The sequence below is a fragment of the Archangium lansingense genome (assembly GCF_026626635.1).
Lineage (GTDB): Bacteria > Myxococcota > Myxococcia > Myxococcales > Myxococcaceae > Archangium > Archangium lansingense.
This window is the reverse complement of sequence record NZ_JAPNKA010000001.1, coordinates 3,206,620-3,227,298: the sequence shown is the minus strand read 5'-3', so window position 1 is coordinate 3,227,298 and position 20,679 is coordinate 3,206,620. Positions and strand designations below refer to the sequence as shown.

The 20,679-nt window shown below is 68.3% G+C and carries 17 protein-coding genes; 11 read left to right on the top strand and 6 right to left on the bottom strand.

Annotation, left to right across the window (positions count from 1 at the left end; genetic code table 11):
* The first annotated feature begins 219 nt into the window (after positions 1 to 219).
* Positions 220 to 2,925 carry a PAS domain-containing protein gene (locus OV287_RS12995; protein WP_267534335.1) on the top strand — a complete coding sequence of 902 codons (2,706 nt, stop codon included), beginning with the start codon at positions 220 to 222 and terminating at the stop codon, positions 2,923 to 2,925.
* 906 nt (positions 2,926 to 3,831) lie between these two features.
* Positions 3,832 to 5,436 (top strand): PAS domain-containing sensor histidine kinase, encoded by a 1,605-nt coding sequence (locus tag OV287_RS12990; protein WP_373371909.1) that lies wholly within the window; start codon positions 3,832 to 3,834, stop codon positions 5,434 to 5,436.
* Here OV287_RS12990 and OV287_RS12985 read toward each other — a convergent pair.
* Complete coding sequence (locus OV287_RS12985) at positions 5,402 to 6,181, bottom strand: SDR family oxidoreductase (RefSeq protein ID WP_267534334.1); 780 nt, start codon at positions 6,179 to 6,181, stop codon at positions 5,402 to 5,404. The genes OV287_RS12990 and OV287_RS12985 overlap by 35 nt on opposite strands.
* A gap of 15 nt (positions 6,182 to 6,196) precedes the next feature.
* Positions 6,197 to 7,357 carry an adenosine deaminase gene (gene add, locus OV287_RS12980; RefSeq protein ID WP_267534333.1) on the bottom strand — a complete coding sequence of 387 codons (1,161 nt, stop codon included), beginning with the start codon at positions 7,355 to 7,357 and terminating at the stop codon, positions 6,197 to 6,199.
* 54 nt (positions 7,358 to 7,411) lie between these two features.
* Between add and OV287_RS12975 the strand changes: the two genes are divergently transcribed.
* Positions 7,412 to 8,479 (top strand): outer membrane protein assembly factor BamB family protein, encoded by a 1,068-nt coding sequence (locus OV287_RS12975; RefSeq protein WP_267534332.1) that lies wholly within the window; start codon positions 7,412 to 7,414, stop codon positions 8,477 to 8,479.
* 53 nt (positions 8,480 to 8,532) lie between these two features.
* Here OV287_RS12975 and OV287_RS12970 read toward each other — a convergent pair whose 3' ends face one another.
* A complete protein-coding gene (locus tag OV287_RS12970) occupies positions 8,533 to 10,110 on the bottom strand; it encodes a sensor histidine kinase (RefSeq protein ID WP_267534331.1) in 1,578 nt (525 codons plus the stop codon).
* A 125-nt stretch (positions 10,111 to 10,235) separates the two neighbouring features.
* Complete coding sequence (gene soxR / locus OV287_RS12965) at positions 10,236 to 10,688, bottom strand: redox-sensitive transcriptional activator SoxR (RefSeq protein WP_308809561.1); 453 nt, start codon at positions 10,686 to 10,688, stop codon at positions 10,236 to 10,238.
* A 109-nt stretch (positions 10,689 to 10,797) separates the two neighbouring features.
* Here soxR and OV287_RS12960 point away from each other — a divergent pair, with 109 nt between their 5' ends.
* The 4 genes from OV287_RS12960 to OV287_RS12945 all read left to right on the top strand — a co-directional run bounded on the left by OV287_RS12960 (position 10,798) and on the right by OV287_RS12945 (position 13,888).
* Positions 10,798 to 11,427 carry an NADPH-dependent FMN reductase gene (locus OV287_RS12960; RefSeq protein ID WP_267534329.1) on the top strand — a complete coding sequence of 210 codons (630 nt, stop codon included), beginning with the start codon at positions 10,798 to 10,800 and terminating at the stop codon, positions 11,425 to 11,427.
* 45 nt (positions 11,428 to 11,472) lie between these two features.
* Positions 11,473 to 12,171: an antibiotic biosynthesis monooxygenase gene (locus OV287_RS12955; RefSeq protein WP_267534328.1), complete on the top strand. Its 699-nt coding sequence runs from the start codon at positions 11,473 to 11,475 to the stop codon at positions 12,169 to 12,171.
* Between the two features lie 198 nt (positions 12,172 to 12,369).
* On the top strand, positions 12,370 to 12,987 hold the full coding sequence (locus OV287_RS12950; RefSeq protein ID WP_267534327.1) for a hypothetical protein: 618 nt from the start codon (positions 12,370 to 12,372) through the stop codon (positions 12,985 to 12,987).
* Positions 12,980 to 13,888, top strand: coding sequence for a DUF3396 domain-containing protein (locus OV287_RS12945; RefSeq protein WP_267534326.1), 909 nt, complete (start codon positions 12,980 to 12,982; stop codon positions 13,886 to 13,888). The genes OV287_RS12950 and OV287_RS12945 overlap by 8 nt, the downstream gene beginning before the upstream one ends.
* A gap of 13 nt (positions 13,889 to 13,901) precedes the next feature.
* Here the strand turns inward: OV287_RS12945 and OV287_RS12940 are convergent, their stop codons facing one another.
* Both OV287_RS12940 and OV287_RS12935 read right to left on the bottom strand, forming a co-directional pair.
* Positions 13,902 to 16,274, bottom strand: a complete 2,373-nt coding sequence (locus OV287_RS12940) for an ATP-dependent helicase (protein ID WP_267534325.1) — start codon at positions 16,272 to 16,274, stop codon at positions 13,902 to 13,904.
* A gap of 116 nt (positions 16,275 to 16,390) precedes the next feature.
* On the bottom strand, positions 16,391 to 17,749 hold the full coding sequence (locus OV287_RS12935) for a hypothetical protein (RefSeq protein WP_267534324.1): 1,359 nt from the start codon (positions 17,747 to 17,749) through the stop codon (positions 16,391 to 16,393).
* Positions 17,750 to 17,778: 29 nt separating this feature from the next.
* Between OV287_RS12935 and OV287_RS12930 the strand changes: the two genes are divergently transcribed.
* From OV287_RS12930 to OV287_RS12915, 4 genes are all read left to right on the top strand, one after another.
* On the top strand, positions 17,779 to 18,249 hold the full coding sequence (locus tag OV287_RS12930; protein ID WP_267534323.1) for a PaaI family thioesterase: 471 nt from the start codon (positions 17,779 to 17,781) through the stop codon (positions 18,247 to 18,249).
* A 120-nt stretch (positions 18,250 to 18,369) separates the two neighbouring features.
* Positions 18,370 to 18,993, top strand: coding sequence for an RNA polymerase sigma factor (locus OV287_RS12925; RefSeq protein WP_267534322.1), 624 nt, complete (start codon positions 18,370 to 18,372; stop codon positions 18,991 to 18,993).
* On the top strand, positions 18,990 to 19,529 hold the full coding sequence (locus tag OV287_RS12920; protein WP_267534321.1) for an anti-sigma factor: 540 nt from the start codon (positions 18,990 to 18,992) through the stop codon (positions 19,527 to 19,529). The genes OV287_RS12925 and OV287_RS12920 overlap by 4 nt, the downstream gene beginning before the upstream one ends.
* A gap of 11 nt (positions 19,530 to 19,540) precedes the next feature.
* Positions 19,541 to 20,653 carry an AraC family transcriptional regulator gene (locus OV287_RS12915; RefSeq protein WP_267534320.1) on the top strand — a complete coding sequence of 371 codons (1,113 nt, stop codon included), beginning with the start codon at positions 19,541 to 19,543 and terminating at the stop codon, positions 20,651 to 20,653.
* The last annotated feature ends 26 nt before the right edge of the window (positions 20,654 to 20,679 follow it).

The following is a 20,679-nucleotide window of genomic DNA, read 5'->3' as shown; positions in this document are numbered from 1 at the left end:
TCAGCAGCCGCGGTCGTGGACGCCGGAGCGTCCGCTGTCTCCACCTACGTCACGGCCCACTCACACCTGACACACCCAAGGCAGCCGGGCAGGACAGGGAGGAGACAAACCGACTTTGTCATACACATGACGTGTTGCAGATTTGATGTGGCAGAGAGGAGCTTCGTCGCAAGGGGAGCAGAGGAGCCCATGACGACAGTCGACGGGCATGGATGTGAAATGAGTATGGAGGCGTCCATCCGCTCCTTCCCCGAGCTGCTCCTCCAGGTAGGCAGGAGCCTCCATGCCACGGTGATTGTCGACCTCGAGGGCCGGATTGCCCGGATAGACAGCGCGCTGGCGGCTGCCGCGGAGTGGGGGGACGGAGTGCCTCCCGAGGGACGAGACCTGGAGGAGGTGCTCCTCCTAATACCCTGGCTCACGAAGGCCCTGCGTACGGCCCTCACCGGAACGGAGACGGTCAGCGAGGGCGGCGTGCGGGACCAGCTGATGCGGGCCGTGGTGCTTCCCGTCTTCGGAGACGACGGTCAGTGCCTGGGCGCCTGCGCCCGCCTGAGCGAGAGCGACCCCACGAAGCCCTGGCCGGCCCACCACGCGGCCCTGGAGCAGGAGCTCACCCGAACCCAGCGACAGTACGAAGAGCTCATCAACACCATCGACGGCGTCGTCTGGGAAGCCGATGTGGACTTCCACTTCACCTTCGTCAACAAACAGTCGGAGCGCCTGCTCGGCTATCCCCACCGCCAATGGACGCAGGAGCCGGACTTCTGGAGGAACCACGTCCATCCCGAGGACCGTGAGTGGGCCCAGGCCTACTGCATGAAGGCGAGCCGGGAGCACAGACCCTACGAGTTCGAGTACCGCATGCTGGCCGCGGATGAACGTGTCGTCTGGCTGCGGACCATCGTCACGGTGCTCGCCGAGGAAGGACGGCCCCCGAGGCTGCGCGGCATCATGGTGGATGTCACCGAGCAACGCCGGGCCCGGGAGAGTCTGGAGCAGTCCTCCTCGCTGGTGCGCGCCACACTCGAGTCCATCGCCGATGCCGTGCTCGCGCTGGACACGCACCGGCGGGTCACGGCCTACAACAAGCGGTTCCAGCAGCTCTGGCAGCTCCCCGATGACGTCCTGGAGGGGGGACCGGACGCGGAGAATACCCTCGCGGCCGCGCTCCACCTGGTCAAGGAGCCGAAGCGCTTCGCTGACAGGATCCGTGAGGTGTACGCGAATCCGACCCTGGAGGAAGTCGACACCGTCGAGATGGCCGACGGGCGCATCCTCGAGCGAACCACGCGGCCCCAACGGCTGGGAACCGCCATCATCGGCCGCATCTGGAGCTACCGCGACGTGACGGCGGAGCACCAGGCCCGGGAGAAGCTGGAGCAGTCCGCCTCGCTGCTGCGCACCACGTTCGACTCCATCGCGGATGGCGTGGTCGCGGTGGGCGCCAACAAGAAGATCACCGCCTACAACAAGCGATTCCAGCAGCTCTGGCGAATCCCCGATGGCGCGCTGCTGGAGAACCTGGACGCAGTGCAAGCCGTCCTCGCCGCCGCCCCCCTGGTCAAGAACCCGGAGCGGTTCGTCTCGCGGCTTCGAGAGATGTTCGAGCTCTCCGACGTGGCGGACGTCGGCACCGTCGAGCTCCGCGACGGGCGCATCCTCGAGCGCACCTCGCTGCCCCAACGGCTGGGAGGCACCATCATCGGGCGCGTCTGGAGCTACCGGGATGTCACGGAGGAGCGCATCGCCAAGGCGGAGCAGGAGCGGTTGCTCGCGGCCGAGCAGACCGCACGCGAGCAACTGGAGGAGTCGTTCGCCGTGCTCGACACCTTCCTGAACAACTCGCCCGTCGGCATGGGCTTCCTCGACCGCAACCTGCGCTTCATCCAGGTCAACGACGCACTGGCCGCGCTCCACGGCAAGACCCGGGAGCAGGAGCTGGGCCGGCCTTTCCGCGAGATGGCCCCCCTCGTGGCGGCCAACGTCGAGCCCCTCATCTACCAGGTCATGGAGACCGGCAAGCCCATCATCGGGCTCGACATGGCGCTCGAGGTCCCGGCCACCCCGGGCCAGTTGCGCTACTGGCGCGTCAGCTACTACCCCGTCCGGACGACGAGCGGCAGGATCGTGGGCATCGGCGTCGTGGTCGTCGAGCTCTCAGCGGAGCGCCGCGCCCAGCAGGAGCGGGAGCGGCTGCTGCTCGAGGCCCATGAGGCCATTCAAATCCGGGATGACTTCCTCGCCGTCGCCTCGCACGAGCTGAAGACGCCCCTCACGCCCCTCAAGCTCCACCTGCAGCGGCTCCAGAAACGGTGCGCCTCCGGACAGCCCATCCCACCCGAGTACGCGGAGAAGGCGCTCGACCAGGTGGAGCGGCTCTCGGGGTTGATCTCCGACATGCTGGACTCCTCGCAGATCGAAGCGGGGCGGCTGGAACTGGAGCGTGAGCCCGTGCCGCTCCGGGAGGTGCTCCGCGAAGCCCTGGCCGAGATCCGCCCGACCTGTCTCCATCACCCGATGGAGTATGAGGAAGGCGCGGAGGAGCTCATCGTCCTGGGAGACCGGGACCGGCTCAAGCAGGTGCTGATGAACCTGCTGGAGAACGCGCGCAAGTACAGCCCCATGAAAGGCCCGATTCGCGTCACGCTCACCCGGAACGAAGCGGAGGCCCTCGTCTCCGTCTCGGACTCGGGAATCGGCATCCCGGAGGATCAACTGGCGCACCTCTTCGAGCGCTTCTTCCGGGCCAGCAACGCACCTGTCTCGGGCTTCGGAGGGTTGGGACTCGGGCTCTACATCTGCCGGCACATCGTCGAGCGTCTCGGCGGCCGCATCTGGGCGGAGAGCCAGGCTCACCAGGGCACCACCTTCCGCTTCACCCTCCCATTACAAGCCCAGGTCCCCGGTGGAAACGCGTCCTGAACCCCTCCGAGGCCGCGCCTGACCGAATGGTCAGCAAGGAGGCCGCGATTCCTTGGAACCCCACGGGTGTTGAATGCCCATGAAGCCGGGATCGTCCGGCACGCAGGGGAGCATCAGCATTCGGGCGGCACCCGCGCTACGCTGGATGGCGAATCAAAAAGGAGAGCCATGGCCCACATACAGAGGAGTGCGGAGCGCCCGGATGTGACAAATCTGGCGAGCCCCTCACCGCTGCTCTGGATGGGGGGAGGCCTCCCACCGCAATTCCGCTGGGCGAGCCCCTCCCTCATACAGGCCCTCGGCTACCCCCTCGGGGCGTGGAAGACGCAGGACTTCGTCTCCCAGCTCGTGCACCCGGATGACCTCGGCAGGCTGCTGGAGGCATGGAGCACGGTATCCAGGACGGGCGAGTCCCAGACGCTCGAGCTGCGAGCAGTCCCAGCCAAGGGAGGGCTCGTCCGCCTGGCGGTCGAGCTGAACGCGGTCGAGCCCTCGCCGGAGGGTGATGGGGAGCTCATCGGCACTGTCAGTGTCCTCTCCCCCCTGCTCCGGCCCGAGCGCCTGGAGCGAACGGATGGGAGCGAGGAAGGCGAGGGGCGCCCCCCTGCAGCCTGTGTCCACCTGAAGCTGGCCGAGTCCGCCAGCGCCGAGGCGGACTTCCGCGAGACGCTGGACGGACTGCCCGGCCCCGCCTGGATGGTGGGCGAAGACCTGTCCATGACGTGGTGCAGGCCGACGCAAGGCGCCGAGGCCATGCTGTGCTCCGCAGCACGCGCCGCGGACCCGCAGGGCTGGGCCTCGGCCCACCGCCGGGCCCTCACCGGAGAGGCGGTGGGTTTCGACTTCGCTACCTGCGGGAACACCTACCGCTGCCAGGTGGGGCCGGTGAGAGACACTCAGGGAGCCATCATCGCGGCCCTCGGTGTTGCCACCGACGTCTCCGACCTCGATGAAGTGGCCCGGGAGCTCACCCGCACCCAGCGTCTGCACGAGGAGCTCATCGACGCCATCGACGGCATCGTCTGGGAGACCGACGCGAGCTTCCGCTTCACCTTCGTCAGCAAGCAGGCCGAGCGCCTCCTGGGCTACCCCATCGAGAAGTGGATGAACGAGCCGGACTTCTGGCTGTCGCACCTGTACCCCGACGACCGGGACTGGGCCCCCGCCTTCTGCATGAAGGCCGCCACGGAGTGCAGGCCCCACGAGTTCGAGTACCGGATGTTGGCAGCCGACGGGAGCACCGTGTGGCTGCGCGACATCGTCACCGTCATCTCCGAGAACGGAGTCTTCCGCCAGCTCCGGGGCATCATGGTGGACGTCACCGCGCAGCGTCAGGCCCGCGAGGAGCTGGAGCACTCGGTCTCGCTGCTGCGCGCCACCCTGGACTCGACGGCGGATGGCGTCATCGTCCTGACCCAGGACTGGCGCGTCACCGCCTTCAACGGGAGGTTCCAGGAGCTCTGGAACATCCCCCAGCCCCTGATGGAAGCCCGGGACGGGAAGGTGCTGAGCGCGATCATGCTCCCCCAGATCGTGAATCGGGAGCACATCCAAGAAAGAACCCAGCTCCTGCTGTCGACTCCCGAGATGGAGGGCATGGACGTCCTGGAGCTGGTGGATGGGCGCATCATCGAGCGTTACTCGCGCCCCCAGCGGCTGGGAGACACCATCGTCGGCCGAGTCTGGAGCTACCGGGACGTAACGGCGGAGCGTCGCGCGCAGGCGGAGAGCGAGCGGCTGCTGCGCGAGGCCCGGGAGGCCGTCCGCGTGAGGGATGACTTCCTGTCCATCGCCTCCCACGAGCTGAAGACCCCTCTGACCCCCCTCAAGCTCCACCTCCAGGTGCTGAAACGCCACCAGGCGTCTGAGCAGCCCATCCCAGGCCAGCACACGGAGAAGGCGCTCGCTCAGGTGGCACGGCTCTCCGGGCTCATCAACGATCTGCTGGACACCTCGCGCATCCAAGCGGGCCGGCTGGAGCTGCGGCAAGAGCCCGTGTCACTCCGCGAGCTCACCCACGAGGTGCTGACGGACCTGCGCACGGACAGCCCCCACCACACGCTCGTGTACGAGGAGCCCAGCAAGCCGCTCGTCATCCAAGGCGACCGGAGCCGACTCGCGCAGGTGCTGGTGAACCTGCTGGAGAACGCCCTCAAGTACAGCCCCACGGGCGGCACCATCCGCGTCCACGTGGAGCGCGAGGGGGAACAGGCCCACGTCTCGGTGGCGGACTCGGGCATCGGCATCCCGCCGGACCAGAAGGCCCTGCTCTTCGAGCGCTTCTTCCGGGCGCGCAACGCCCCCATCTCTGGCTTCGGAGGGCTGGGACTCGGCCTCTATATCTGCCGCGACATCGTCGAGCGCCACGGTGGCCGCATCTGGGTGGAGAGCGAGGTGGGCAAGGGCTCGACGTTCCACTTCACCCTCCCAGGACTGGAGAATGAGGTGGCCGAGGCCTCCCCTGCCGACACCGAGGCTACACAGCCGGAGACAGCCCCCCATCCACGTTGAGGGCCGTACCCGTCACATACCCGGCCCTCGGCGAGAGAAGGAAGGCCACCACGTCGGCGAACTCCTCGGCCCGGCCCATCCGGCCCAGGGGAATGCCCGCGTCCTTCGCCATCTTCGTGTAGAGCCCCTCCACCGGCTGCCCCGAGGCCGCCGCCTTGCGCGCCCACTGGCCGCTCTCGATGAGCCCCACCAGCACCGCGTTCACCCGGATGCTCGCGGGGCCCAGCTCCTTGGACAGCGCCTTGGTGAGCGCCATGCCCGCCGCCCGGGACACCGAGGACGGCACCGAGTTCGCCCCCGGCGCCTTCGCCGCGATGGCCAGCACGTTGACGATGGAGCCGCCGCCCCCCGCGCGCAGGTGGGGCAGCACCCGCCGCGAAGTGCGCACCGCGGCGAAGAGCTTGAGCTCCAGGTCCGCCTCCCACGCCGCGTCATCCACCTCGGCGAAGGGCCGCGCCGCCGCGGTGCCGGCGTTGTTCACCAACCCATCCACCCTCCCCCACCGCTCCACCGCCGCCTCCACGAAGCGGTCCACGTCGTCCGGGCGGGTGATGTCCGTCACCCGCGTCAGCACGTCACCGCCCGCCTCGCGCAGAATTGCCGCCGTGGACTCCAGCCGCTCGGCGCCTCGGGCGCAGAGGGCGACTCGGGCCCCCTCGCGCACCAGGCGCAGGGCCACCGCCGCCCCCAGCCCCTCCGAGCCGCCCGTCACCAGCACCACCTTCCCACCGAGCTCCAGGTCCATGGCGTCCTTCCCGGCTCACGCCGGCTGCTTCACCGAGTGCGGCCGCTTCTCGAAGGCCGCCAGCGTCTGGGCGATCTCCTCGTTCACCTGACGCAGCAGATCCTGCTTCTCGCGGAACGGCAGGAAGGCGCTCTTGAAGCCGGAGACGAGGATGGTGGTCAGGTCCTCCAGCGCCAGCCCCAGCTCCTTGTGCGCCACCCACAGCTCCTTGGTCACCGTGGTGTCGGTGATGAGGCGGTTGTCGGTGTTGATCGTCACGCGCAGGCCGTAGTCGAAGTAGAACTTGAGCGGGTGCGCATCCAGGCTCGGCACCGCCCCCGTCTGCACGTTGGAGGTGGGGCACACCTCCAGGGGGATGCGGTGGTCGTTCACGTAGTTGAGCAAGTCGCCGTCCTCGCGCAGCCGGGTGCCATGGCCGATGCGGTGGGCGCCCAGGTAGTGGATGGCCTGGGAGATGGACTCGGGCCCGAAGGCCTCGCCCGCGTGCGCCGTGCAGTTGACGTTGTTCTTGAGGATGAGCTGGAAGGCGTCCTTGTGGTCCTTGGCCGGGAAGTTCGCCTCGGCGCCCGCCAGGTCGAAACCGATGACACCCCGGTTCTTGTAGGCCACCGACAGCTCCGCCAGCCGCATGGACGTCTGCGGGTTGATGTGGCGGATGCCGCAGATGATGACGCCGTACTTGATGCCCGTCTCGCGCTTGGCGACCCGCAGGCCCTCGAGCACCGAGTCGATGACGGTGGTCATCTTCAGGCCCTTCTGCAGGTGCAGCGCCGGGGAGTAGCGCACCTCCAGGTAGCGCACGTTCTCGGCCGCCGCGTCCACCGCCAGCTCATAGGCCGAGCGGTAGAGGGCCTCGGCCGTCTGCAGCACCGAGAGCGTCACGTCGAAGGCCACCAGGTAGTCCTCGAGGTTCTTGCACACCTCGCCCATGTGGATGGCCCGGGCCAGGCCGTCCTCGGTGTCCGCGGGCAGCTTCACCTTCTGCTGCTCGCCCAGCTCCAGAATCGTCTTGAGCCGCATGGAGCCATCGAGGTGACAGTGCAGGTCCGTCTTGGGCAGCGCGTGGAGCAGCTCCTCGGTGACGGGGATGGCCGGGGGCGGGGCCCAGTCCGCCCGGCGGGCGGCTGAGGGAATACCAGTCGAGCTGGGGAGCTCGTCGTCGCGAATTGAAGCCATGTCAGGTTCCTTCCTTGCCAACCATCCTAGGGTCCTGAAGATCCTCCCTCAACCATGCCGCCACCCCGCCGTCAGCGCCTCCTCTTACTGCTCGCCATGGCGGCGCTGATGGCCGCCTGCCGGCAACCCACCGACAAGCTCTTCACCTTCTCCTCTGACGCGCCCTCCCGTGCGGGGCTGGTGCCCCTGGAAGACGGCGTCCTGGTGGGCAACGAGGCCGGCCGCCTCCTGCGGTTGGACCCCAAAGGAGAGGCCCCCTGGCGCGTGGAGCTGGGCCGCGAGGTCGCCGCGCCCCCCACGGTCTCGGGAGACAGTGTCATCGTGGGAACGGTTGGCGGGACCCTCGTCAGCCTCGCGCTCGGTGACGGGATGGAGCGCTGGCGCCTCACCGGGCAGCCGCCCGTGCTCACCCCGCTCGTCTCTGACGCGGGCTCCACCTACGTCGTGGCCCCGGATGGCGCCGTGCGCGCCCTCGCCGTGGACTCGGGCGAGGTGCGCTGGCGCCGCCCCCTCCCCCAGGGTGTCCCCCGCCCCGAGGCCACCCGACCCTTCCCCCCTCCCGTGCTCGCAGGGGGCGTCTTGGTGGTAGCGCTCGGGGACGCGGGGCTGTTCGCGCTGTCGCCCCAGGATGGCACCGTGCGCTGGCGCCAGCCGCTGACCCAGGTGCTCGGGATGGAGGCGCAGGGCGAGCTGCTGTACGTCTCCACCCGGAAGGGCGAGGTGCTCGCACTCGGGCTCGCCGATGGGAAGGTGCGCTGGCGGCAGACCCCCGCCTCCGCGCTCTCGAGCCCCCCGAGCCTCGCCCAGGGTCACCTCTGGGTGGGCACCGAGGACAAGCTGCTGCTGGCCCTCTCGCCCCAGGACGGGCGCGAGTCCCTCCGGCTCACCCTGCCCGCCCCGCTGGTGACGCAGGTGGCCGAGTTCCGCGAGTGGGTGTTGGTGCCCACCCGCGACAGCCAGGGCTGGCTGCTCGCGCTCAAGCCCCGAGAAGAGCCTCCCGTCTTCACCCTGAGGCTGGATACGCCGCTGCTCACCCGGCCCGTGGTGCTCGGGGACCAGCTCTTCGTCCTGGGACAGGACGGGCGGGTGCTCTCGTGGCGGCTCCAACCCCCGAAGCCGTGAGCGGAAGGCGCCGGCCGGTCACCTCCGGGCGCAGCCGACCTGATGGACGGGCCTCAGCTGGCGGGAGCCATCAACTCGGAGACCTGAGCACCGTGGAGGGGAAGCTCGATGGTGAAGGTGGCGCCCTGTCCTGGTCCCGCGCTCACCACGGAGAGACGACCGTGGAGTTCCTGAGCGGCCAGGGCGCTGATGTGAAGGCCAAAGCCGTGCCCGGTCTTCTTCGTGGTGAAGCCCTGGGAGAACATCCGCGTCAGGTACTCCGGCGCGATGCCTACACCGTTGTCCTCTACCTCGATGCGCAGCTGGGCACCTCCCGCGCAGGGACGGACACGAATCGTCAGCCGCTTGCCAGGCGTCGTGCTGTCCATGAGCGCATGCCGCGCATTGCTCAGCAGATTGAGGAGGATCTGCAGCAACTTGTGCCGATCCACCTCGATGGGGGGCACCTCGGCGTACTCGCGCCGCACGTCGATGCCCAGCCGCTCGAACTCCCCGCCGCTGAGGCGCAACGCATCGTTGATGAGCTGGGGCACCGTCACCTGCTCCACCACTCCACCGTACCGAGCGTGCTGCTGCTGCATGCTGACGACGGACCTGATGTGCTCCACGCTCTCGCCCAGGGCCTTCATCTCCGTCAGGAGCGACTCGCGCTCGGCCACCAACTGCGCCGAGAGCGCGCCGAGATAGGCCGGCAGCATCGAGCCTCGAGGATCTGTGGTGAGGAAGGCCGGCAGCTCCGCGGCGTGCTGGTCCAGCAGTTCGGTGGCCTGGACCAGCTTGGAGATCCGTGAGCCGCGCAGCCGATCCGTCACGACACCAATCGAGGTGTTCACGCTGTTGATCGCATTGCCCACGTTGTGCAGCACACCGGTGGCAACCTCCGACATCCCAGCCTGGCGCGACACATCCAGCAGGGTGCGATGCAGCTCGCTGAGCTTGGCCTCGGCCTCCTTCCGAGCCTTGATGTCCCGCTCGAGCGCGGCATGAGTCGTGGCATGCGCGTTGCTATACAACCACCCAACTGCCCACCCCGCGAACATGCAGATGGCAGCGAGGACGTGCATCACCCACTCGTAGCCATGAGTGAGGGGTGGTGGCTCCGAGCCGAAGCGCTGGCGCCAGAACGGGTGGCCGACTCCGACAATCAGGACCATCGGAACGAGGGTGACGAGCCCCAGGCGGGGTCCCAGCAGGTACACCGTCAGGCTCGTGATCAACATCATCACCGCATGCGCGGAGAGATAGGTGTCATTCGCGACGAAGGCGGTCAGCATGGACGTGAACGCCATGAACACGCTCACGAGCAGCGCCGGGAGGCGGGGCGAGGACACTCTGCGCAGACTCCACAGCGCCGATGCATAGCCGGCGAACGCGGAGACTCCCGCGATGACGTAGTACGAGGACAGCCCCCCCAGGATGAAGGCTATGGTGATCAAGCCGGAGATCAGGACCAGCGAGAGGGAAGCACCCGCCAGCACCCGGCTGCGGCCGAATTCCTCGAGCGGCGCCCGGCGTAACTCCTCCGATAGGAATCCATCCAGCCACGAGAGGAAGCCCTTGGCCCGTCTGCCCGGTAGAGCGAGTGCACCCGGCTCCGCTGGCGGAATCTCCTCGCTGGATGTGCTCGGCATGTTCGGGTGCCCCCCCAATAGGCTTGCCTCACTTCAACCTGGCGCGAAGGCGGGGACCATTCTAGCCAGGAGCTCTTCCCTGAACGAGTTGGTCCCCGAGCATGGATACGGGGCAAGCAGGCTTGTCAGCTCGCGCCTGGGATAGGTGCCCACTTGCGAGCGCCTGGCCCCTCCTTGCCGAGACGGTCGCCGGGGTTGGCCAGCTTGCAGCTCTTCAAGGACAGGCAGCCGCAGCCGATGCAGCCCGTCAGATCGTCACGCACCTGCATCAGCCCCTTGATGCGTGCATCGAGCTCGTCGCGCCATTGGGCAGACAGCCTCGCCCAGTCCGCCATGGTGGGCGTGCGCTGCTCAGGCAGGTAGCTGAGCGCCTCGCGGATCCGCTCGAGCGGGATACCGACCCGTTGCGCGGCCCGGATGAAGGCGACGCGGCGCAGGACGTCTCGAGGGTAGCGGCGCTGGTTGCCGCTCGTGCGGCGGCTGCGCAGCAGGCCCTTGTCTTCGTAGAAGCGAAGTGCCGAGACGCTGACACCGCTGCGCCTCGCGACCTGTCCGACCGTGAGTTCCTCCAGCTGCATGGCGACCCTCCTCACCTCAAAATGAAACCTCAAGTAAGGTCGAGGTCAAGTGAGGGTTCGGGTCGCTCGTTGCGTTGAACTCAGAGGTGCCCGCCGTAGCGTTGAGGGCATGAACGAGCCACTGACCCAACCCCCCTCCCATTCCCCCACCCCGGCCCCTGCTCCGCTGCGCCTGGCCGTCATCCTGGGCAGCGTGCGCGACGGCCGCTTCGCCGACACCCTTTCCTCCTGGCTGGTGCCGGAGCTCCGCCAGCTGCATGACGGCGAGCTGGACGTCATCGATCTGCGCCACGCCGGGCTGTCCTTCGGCTGGGGCCACGAGCCCACGCCCCTGTCCGACGGAACGCCACGCTTCGACGAGCGCATCGCCGCGGCCGACGGCTTCGTGTTCGTCGTGCCCGAGTACAACCACTCCTTCCCGGGGCCTCTGAAGACAGCCATCGACCAGGCCTATGCGGAGTGGAACGCCAAGCCAGCCGCATTCGTGTCCTATGGCGGAGTGTCCGGCGGCCTGCGGGCGGTGGAGCAACTGCGCCTCGTGCTGGGCGAGCTGCACGTCGTGGACATTCGTGACGGAGTGAGCTTCCCCAACGTCGGGAGACAGTTCGACGCCAATGGGCAACCCCGCGACGCTCAGGGCGTGCACCAGGCGCTGCGGCTCATGCTGCGCCAGCTCGAGTGGTGGGCGCACGCGCTCCAGGTCGCGCGCCGCCAGCGCCCCTACGGGAGTGGGTCCTGAATCGCAGGCACAGCCATGAACCACACACCACAAGGAGCTGAACACATGCCAATGCAACGCACCTTCCGGGCCCCAATTCGCCAGTCTGGCGCCGGAGCGATCAACCCGAGTCTCTGGACCCTCGAATCACCCGCAGCGCAGCAGGCCGCCGCCGAAGCCGTGCTGTCGGCCATGCCGGCGTCACCGGGCCTCCTGCGCCTCAGTGTGTTTCGTGGGCTCGAGGACCTCACGCTCTTCATCCTCTCCCAATGGACGGACGCAGCTGCGCGCGACGCCTTTCTTGCAACCAACGGGACGCCGCGAGCAGCAGTCGATGAAGCGGTGCCGGGCATCCGCCGCGATTGGCGGGAGCCGTCCAGTCCCTATCGCAGCTTCGTGAGCAGGGAGCGAGGGGAGGCCGGGTGCCTCGTGGTCGTGCGCCAGCCCTTGCTGCGCTCGGATCCCCAGGCCCAGCGCGACTGGGTGGATACGGTCATGGCGGCGCTAGAGGCGGATCCCCATCCGCCCGCTGGCCTGCTCTCCGCGACGTTCTTCTTGTCGGATGATGGCGCGCACGCCATCAACCTCGCCGAATGGACGAGCGCCGATGCGCACCATGCGGCGCTGCAGCGTGGGACGGACCCGCGGGCCCAACACGGGAGCATCGGAGACTCTCCCCTCTGGCGGGCGGTGCGCTCGCACCCGGCCATCCGCGCCGAGCACGAGGTCCGGCGCTTCCAGCTCCTCGGCGCGGTCGAGCCCTGAGGCAGGGCTGCCGGCGCCCGGCCTCTGAGGTGTGGAAGCCTCACGGGCCGCCGAAGGACCAGAAGATGGACGGGATCGAACGTCTATCCCCGAGGCAGCACAAATCCCTACATCAGTGGTAGACGTCCACCACTGAGTCGCGCCAGTGTCCGCGTCCTCGAATTTACGGGCGCGGGTGGCGCGGCTCGCGAGAAGACGATGGCCTCCGCCACCGCCGTCCTGAAGGTGATGCTCGATGAAACGGCGAAGAAAACCATTGAGGAGGAACTCGAGAAATGCGCGAACCAGGCACGCACTGAAGTGCTCCTCCGGTATCCGAAGCAATTCAAGGGCCCTGCACCTGATGCGAGCGAGTGCAAGCAGGAAACAAAGTCCCAAGGCAGGCGCGTCACGTGGGCCATGCGACTCGGTATCGAGATGCATGAGGTCGCTCGGAAATGCGCCGAGGAAGCGCTGAGTCGGGTGCGGCCCGGGAGATTCAGTCTGGAACAGCGCTACCGCATCACCGACATGGAGACAGGCGAAAAGGAGTTGGTCAGCGCCGAAGAGGAACAAGTGCTCGAAGAGTCCGGCAATGGCGGAGAGTTGAAGGGCACCCTGAAGCCCGACGTGGTGATCCACGAGGGGGATCCGCTCCATGCACAAGCCGTCTACGACTTCAAGTTTCCCTGTGTGGATACTGGCTCGATGCCCAAATGGACCCCATATCCACCGGGACATCCGTTCGCGGGTTCCACCCAAGGACGCATGTACCTGGACTTCATAGCCCCCATTGCTGGGCGCATCATGCCTTGGATTGGAGCATTCTATGATTGAGCACTACCCGCGAATACGCATCCACGCCAAGAACGGGTACCTGCTGATCAGGGATGGGCTGGCCCTGACATTCTTCATGCGCCATTCCCATGCGACAATCACGCAAGCCATCCATCAATCGTTGGAGACGTACCTCCGTGCGGTTGGCCCTGATGCGCTCACTTTGTACGCGGATGAAGAAGGCTTCTGGCAGTCGCTCGATGCTGTTGGATGGGAACTCATCCATGGCAACCTGCGACACCCGCAGATGGCCATGATTGACTTATCGGGCGTGGCGGACAATCAGCGGAGCTATCAATTCAGCTACCAGGGCAGGGAGCTGGAAGGTCCTTTCTTCAAGGGACATCCGGGTGCGGTCTCCGCTGTCTCCTTCTGGTTGCCCACCGAGTACATTGAGGAGCATGGTCCGAGACGGGTACGAGAGCTCGCGATGGAGCTGGCCTCGGGACTGCCCTTCTGTACTGGCAATGCCGGGCTCTCCTTCCACTGCGATACCAGCCTGGTAGGAGTGCAGAGAGAAGTTCACAAGCTGCGCCTCCGCTACCCGGGCATGGATGTTCCGGACATCGATTGGATCTCGTTACACATTGGCACCCAGGTACGGGGCCCCTCCTGGCTGACTTTCCTCGGACAGCCCGTGCTGGGGGAGTTGGGCGGTGTATCCGGGCTTAGCGCCCAGTTGCGCCATCCGGAAACCACCGTCCAGGCGATGGAGGGTGATAGGGGCGTTGTCTCCCTGGGGCTCTGGCCCGAGGCTGGTGACACCGAGCAGGGCAACGTCTTGCCCGAGTACCGGGAACTGGCGCGCGTGCTGGAGCCCTGGCTCTACCACGAGCCGCGTCTCCATACCTTCCAGTCCATGGAGGACACGCGCCGATGGGAACGACGGTTCCTCGAGTGACAACAACGTTCCCTCACCCCGGCATCAGGAAGCGGGCGATGACGCGCTTGAGGCCCACGCCCCCACCGAACTCCACCGTCACCTTCGCGTTGGGTCCGCTGCCGTCCGTCGACACGATGCGCCCCATGCCGAACTGCTCGTGGCGCACCCGCATCCCGCGCACGTCTCCGCTCACGCCGTCCATGTCCGACGTCTGGGAGTAGGAACGGTCGATGCGCGGGCCATCGTCCTCCTCGGCCCAGTTGCGCTTGCGCGTCATCATCGGCGACGCCTTCGGCGCCGGTGTCTCCAACTCCTGCTCCGCGAAGCCGAAGAGCGACTGCGGCACCTCCCGCAGGAAGCGCGAGGGCGGGTTGTAGCGCAGCTCGCCGAACAGCGAGCGGCACTGCGCCAGGCTCACGAACAGCCTCTTGCGCGCGCGCGTGAAGCCCACGTAGCAGAGCCGCCGTTCCTCGGCCATCTCCTCCCCGTCCGGGTCATCCGCCGCCAGCGAGCGCGAGTGCGGGAAGACGCCGTCCTCCATGCCGGTGATGAACACCGCATCGAACTCGAGCCCCTTCGCCGCGTGCAGCGTCATCAACGCCACCCGACCCTCGCCCACCTCCGCATCCGCCTCGCCCACCAGGCTGATCTGCTCCAGGAAGGCATTGAGCGGGGGCACGTCCGCCGTAAGGGGCGAGTCGTCCAGGCCCTCCTCCTCCGGAGGTCTCGCGGGCATCGCGCCTTCCTCGTCCCCCACCGACGACGCCGCCACCGCCGCGGCTGCACGGTTCAGGTCGAACTCCTGCGCGGCACCCAGGAACTCTCGCAGGTTCTCCGCCCGCGTCAGCGACTCGTCACTGCCCTCCGTGACGAGCGAGTCCACCAGGAGCGTCTCCCTCAGCATCTGGTCCACCGCGCTCGCCGCGTCCTTGGACTCCTGCGCGTAGGCGTGCAGCGAGGACACCACCGCGTGGAAGCCGGTGAGCCGGCGCACCGCCGCCGAGTTGAGGCCGGTAATCCGCTCGGGCGCCGCGGTGGCCTCGTACAGGCTCACCCCCGCCTGTTGGGCCCAGTCCACCAGCCGCTCCACCGTGGTGTCGCCGATACCGCGCGCTGGCGTGTTGATGATGCGCAGCAGGTCCGCGTCCGAGCGCGGGTTCACCATCAGCCGCAGGTAGGCCGCCGCGTCCCGCACTTCGGCCCGGTCGTAGAAGCTGCGCCCGCTCACCAGCGTGTACGGCACCCGCGCCAGCCGCAGCGCCTCTTCCAGCACGCGGCTCTGCGCGTTGGTGCGGTAGAACACCGCCATCCCCGCGTACTTGATGAAGCCCTCGCGCTGCAGTTCGTGGATGCGGCGCGCCACGTCCTGGGCCTCGGCGCGCTCGTCCCGGTTCATCATCAGCGAGAGGTTCTCGCCCTTGGGCCGATCGCTCCACAGCTTCTTCGGCATGCGCCGCGTGTTGCGCGCGATGACCGCATGCGCCGCGTCCAGGATGTTCTGGTCCGAGCGGTAGTTCTGCTCCAGCTTCACCACCCGGGCGCCCGCGTACGACTCCGGAAACCCGAGGATGTTGTCCACGCTCGCTCCACGCCAGCGGTAGATGGACTGGTCGTCATCGCCCACCACCACCAGGTTGGGCCGCCGCTCCGGGGGCGCCAGCAGGCGCAGCAGCTCGTACTGCACCGGGTTGGTGTCCTGGAACTCGTCCACCAGGATGTGCTGGAAGCGTCGCCGGTACTGGTCCGCCACATCCGGGCGCTTGCGGAAGAGCGCCACCAGCAGCAGGAGCAGGTCGCCGAAGTCCACCGCGTTCGCCGCGCGCAACAGCCGCTGGTAGGCCCGGTAGGTCTTCTGCACCACCATCCCGCGCAGGTCTTCCGTGTCCACCTCCATGTCGTCCGGGAGGCGCGCCGCGTTCTTCTCCTGGTCGATGCGGTGGAGGATCTCCCGCGGCTGCATGACGGGGTCCACGCGGACCTCGCGCATGGCGCGCTTCACGAGCTGGAGCTGGTCTCCATCATCGTAGATGACGAACGAGGGGGTGAGTCCGCCCACCACCGACTCCAGCGACTCATCCCGCCCCACCGACTCGTCCCGGAGGACGCGGCGGAGGATCATCGCCGACGAGGAGTGAAAGGTGCTCACCACCAACTCGTGCGCCTGGGCCCCGAGCAGATGGAAGAGCCGCTCCCGCATCTCGCGCGCGGCCTTGTTGGTGAAGGTGACGGCGAGGATGCGCCAGGGGAAGACGCCCCGCACCTTCACCAGGTGAGCCACCCGGCGGGTGATGACGCGCGTCTTGCCGCTGCCCGCGCCCGACAGGACGAGGAGCGGACCATCCCCGTGGAGGACCGCTTCCTTCTGGGGATCGTTCAGGTCTTTGAGGAGTTCGTCGGCGTTCAAGGCAAGGTGCTTTTCTAGAGGCAAACCCTGCTTCTAACGAGTTTCCGTCCGAGTGGAAGGACGTTCCACGCAGGGACTCGCCCGCCTGCCCTACGGGGGAGCATTTCCGAGGCGTCTCAACACCCGCAGTCGCAGTTCTCCACCACCGCCCCGGCCAGCTCGGAGCCGTCCTCCTTCAGCAGCCGCACCGCCTGCGAGGGCCAGGACTCCTGCACGAGCAGCTCCACCTTCCCGTCCCCCTCCAGGTCCAGCACCCCCACCACGTCCTCGCCCGCCAGCTCCTCGCGACCGAGCGTCCGCTCCCCGCCCGGCCCCAGCACCACGGCCCGGGTGACCTGCTGGTTGTAGTCGCTGCCGCACACCGAGTTGCCCTCGCCCGTGCGGAAGCGCGCCACCGTGAAGACGGCATGAGTGTCCCCAGAGGCGAAGCGGAACGCCTTCACCTCCTGGCTCAGTCTCTCTTGCACCTGCTCCGCCTGGATGGAGCCCTCGGAGCGCAGCGCGGCAAAACGCGCAGAGCGCCGGAGCGCTTCCTCCTGAGCAGCCAGAGTCTCGGCGGAGGGCCCCTCACTGGCCTCGAAGAACACCGGCGCCTTCGAGCCCGCGGGCAGGGCGAACGCCAGCACGTCCGGCGCCACCGAGCAGTCCAGCTCGGCGAAGGCCCAGGGCCGGCCACAGCCCGGAGCCTCGGGCGGCGGCTCCTGCTGGAAGTAGCCGAAGTGGGGCACGCCCCGGTTGATCCACGCGAACCCCTTCACCGTACAGCCCGCCTGGACGGGCCCGGCCGCGCCGTAGAGGTCCACCGTGTCCCCCTTCACGAACAGGCCCATGGGGTCCTCCTCCACCGAAGCCATCCAGACGCTCCGGCGCGCGTCCACCGGCTCGAGCGCGACGCTCGTGGTCCCCTCACCCAGCAGCATGAAGGTGCGCCCGGCGTGCGACTCCACGAAGCGCGGCACCGTCCGCCGGTTCAGGGCCTCGGCACGGGCAGCATGGGCCTCGGCCTCGGCGCGACAGGTAGCATCCCGGCGCTCCCGCTCGGGCTCCAGCGGCCCGGCGTTCTTCACGTACGCCTCCACCCCCGCCTCGGAGAGCTGCTTCCGGAAGGCCTCCGCCTCCGCCCTCGCCGCAAACACCTTCGCCACCACCACCTCCAGACACGGGCGCAGGTCCCGGAAGGCGTTGGTGGACAGCCGCAGGGGCTCCGCGGGCAACCCCTTCTCCCTCATCGCCTCCAGCACCTCGCTCCCCTCCCCCGGGACGGACGAGGAGTGGACGATGACCAGCCACTTCTTCGCGTAGCGGGCCTCGGGCGGCGGGAGAGCCACACTGGGAGTGGAGGCGTCCGGCGTCCCGGCGTCCGGGGCTACGGCGACAGCGGCCGGAGCTGGCTCGGATGCCCCACAGCCGCGCAACTCCGTGCATCCCGAGAAGGCCAGCAGGACAAGGACGGACAGACGCGGCAGGCGAGGCATGGACGACGTTCTACCAGTAGAGTCGCGCCATGTCCGAAGCAGACACCCGTCCGAGCCAGGAGCAACTGGACCGCTACGCCGAACAGTTCAACCAGAGTCAGACCATGCGTCTGTTCGGAGCGCGGTTGAGCTTTCCCCAGGGTGAAAAGGTGGTCGTTGCCCTCTCCGAGGTCCGTCCCGAGCACCGGGGCGGGCTGGGCACCGCCGCCATCAACGGGGGCATCATCTCCGCCCTCTTCGATTACGCCATCGGCTGCACCCCCGCCCTGGTGGACCCCACCCGCCGCGCCGCCACCATGCAGCTCTCCATCAGCTTCGAGCGGCCCCTCCGCGGCAACGTCGTCCGTGCCGAGGCCACCATCGACAGCGTCGGCACCTCCACCCTCTTCGCCTCCGCCCGGATGTACGACGACAAGGGGCAGGTGTGTGCCCGCTGCCAGGGGGTGGTCAAGCTGTCCCAGATGAAGTGGGCCTCGGGAGAGAGCCCAGCCTTCAACTGACGCCCCCCGCCACCCCCCTCCGATATGTCCACCGACACGGGACGTTTCCCAGGCACCGGGCAGCAGCGAGACCCCGGCGGGCCCGTGGAAGCTCGGGAAGACACAATGGGTGTGGCCTTGGTGCAACCAATTCGGAGCGTGGTGCGACAGCCGGAGGAGAGCGCGCGACCGGGGGGGAGTGCGCTGGAGGACGAGGCCGAGCTCGCACGACGCGCCCTGAACGGGGAGCGTGCCGCCTGGAACGCCCTCATCTCCCGCTACCACCACCGCGTCGTGGTCTCGCTGCTGGCCCGGGGGGTCCGGGTGGACCGGGCCCAGGAGATCGCCCAGGAGACGTGGACCCGGCTCATCCAGCAGCAGCAGAAGGGGATGCTCACCGAGCTGCGCCTACCCAACCTCGCCCTCACCCAGGCGGCCTTCCTCGCCGCCGACGAGGCGCGCCGGGCCCGCCGCGAGTCCCTGGCCGGCCCGGTGGAGGAGCTGCCCGAGTCCCACCACCCGGTGGACCCCTCGGTGTCCGCCGAGCGGCGCCTGCTTTCCGAGGAACAGCTGGCCCGGGCCCAGGCGGCCCTGCGCGAGTGCTCGACGAGTGCTCAGCGTGTCTTTCAACTGGCGTGTGACGGCCAAGAGCTGCCGCACGCCGAAGTGGCCGCGCGCGCCGGCTTGTCCGTGCAGCGCGTCCGTCAAATCCTGTGCGAGGTCCGCAAGAAGCTGCGGGGCGCCCTCGAGGAGGAAGCATCATGAACCAGCCGCACATCCACCCCGCCGACGCCGAGCAGTACGTGCTGGGTGCATTGCAGCCGGAAGCCGCGGCGGCCCTCGAGGCCCACACCATCGCCTGCCCGCCCTGTGCCCTCATCCTCCAGCGCGAGGCCCTGCTGGAGGAGCAGCTGCGCGAGGTGGCCCAGGCCCCCGTCCAGGAGGCCCGGGTCATCCGCCCTGCCCGCTGGAACCGTCCCAGGGTGTCCGCCGCCGCGGGGGTGATGATGGCGGCCGCGGCGGCGGTGACTCTCCTCGTCCTCCGCCCCGAGCAGGCCATGCAGCCGCAGCCCCAGGACGAGGACTTCCCCGTGATGGCGCTGCCGATGGAGCTCCCCGAACTGCCCGAGCGGCTGGTCGCCTGCCCGGATCTCACGAGCCAGGAAACCTGTGCCTCGGAGGCGCTGGCGCGCGGGCTGCTGGTGCAGTACCCCCAGGGCGTGGGCGAGGTGCCCCGCTACGAAGGCCACTCGGGAATTCCAACGGACGCGCTGAGCGCCACCGGGCCCTATCCGCTGTGAAAGGCACCGCCATGACCGACCGGATGAAGCAAATCCTGACGCTCCTCTGGGTGGCGGTGCTCGCCCTGGGAGGCCCCGCCTCGGCCGCCGAGGACAAGAAGGCCCTGCCCGAGGGGTGGTTCGTCACCGAGAGCACCCCCAAGCTGTACGAGGCGGGCCTGGACACGGAGAACCCGTGCGAGGGCAACCGCAGCGCGTACCTGCGCTCGCTGCACGCGATTCCCTCTGGTTACGGCACCTTCATGCAGGCCTTCGGCGCGCAGACCTTCCGCGGCAAGCGGCTGCGCTTCTCGGCGGTAGTACGCACCGAGAACGTACAGGGCTGGGCTGGCCTGTGGATGCGCGTAGAGGGGGAGGACCCCAAGGAGCCGCTCGCCTTCGACAACATGCAGTCGCGTGCGCTGGTGGGCACCACGCAGTGCAAGCGCTACGAGGTGGTGCTGGACGTGCCCCAGGAGGCCAAGGCCATCATGGCCGGGCTGATGCTCAGCGGCACGGGCAAGGCGTGGATGGGCACGGTGCGCTTCGAGCCGGTGGACGCCTCGGTGCCGGTCACCAATCTCATCGCCGAGAGGCCCCGCTCCCTGCCCGCCGGCCGCATCGGGGGGGTCTGGTTCAACGCGGAGAAGGTGGACTCCCCCACGTACCGTGCCCTGCCGCAGCCGGACGGCTCCTGGAAGGACAACCGCGCCCACGTGGTCTCCCTGGTGGACGGCAACAGGGTGAAGGGCACCCTGGCCAACCAGGAGCTGAACGTCACCATCAAGGCGGGCGGGCCCTCCACCCTCATCCAGGGCCAGTGGGGCGTGGATCCGGTGTTCATCGAGCTGGGCGCCGAGAAGCTCGTCATGAAGAAGGGCATCCACTCGCGCGAGCTGGTGCGCGAGGACGAGCGTCCCCGCGACGACGGGCGCTGCATCCGCTACCGGGTCGCGGGGGGCGTCCAGGGGAGCGACTACCTCGACATCTGTGGCATGGCGCTCAGCAAGAACCCACCGTTGCTGCCGCTCGTCATCGCCTTCCTCACCAACGACTTCCGCCCGCTGTCCGCCCAGCTCGGTGGCGTCATTCATCCCCAGGCCCCGGTGGATCGCGTCGCCCAGCCGCCCCGCGTCAACCATTAGTCGACCCAGTCCGTCGGACAGTAGGC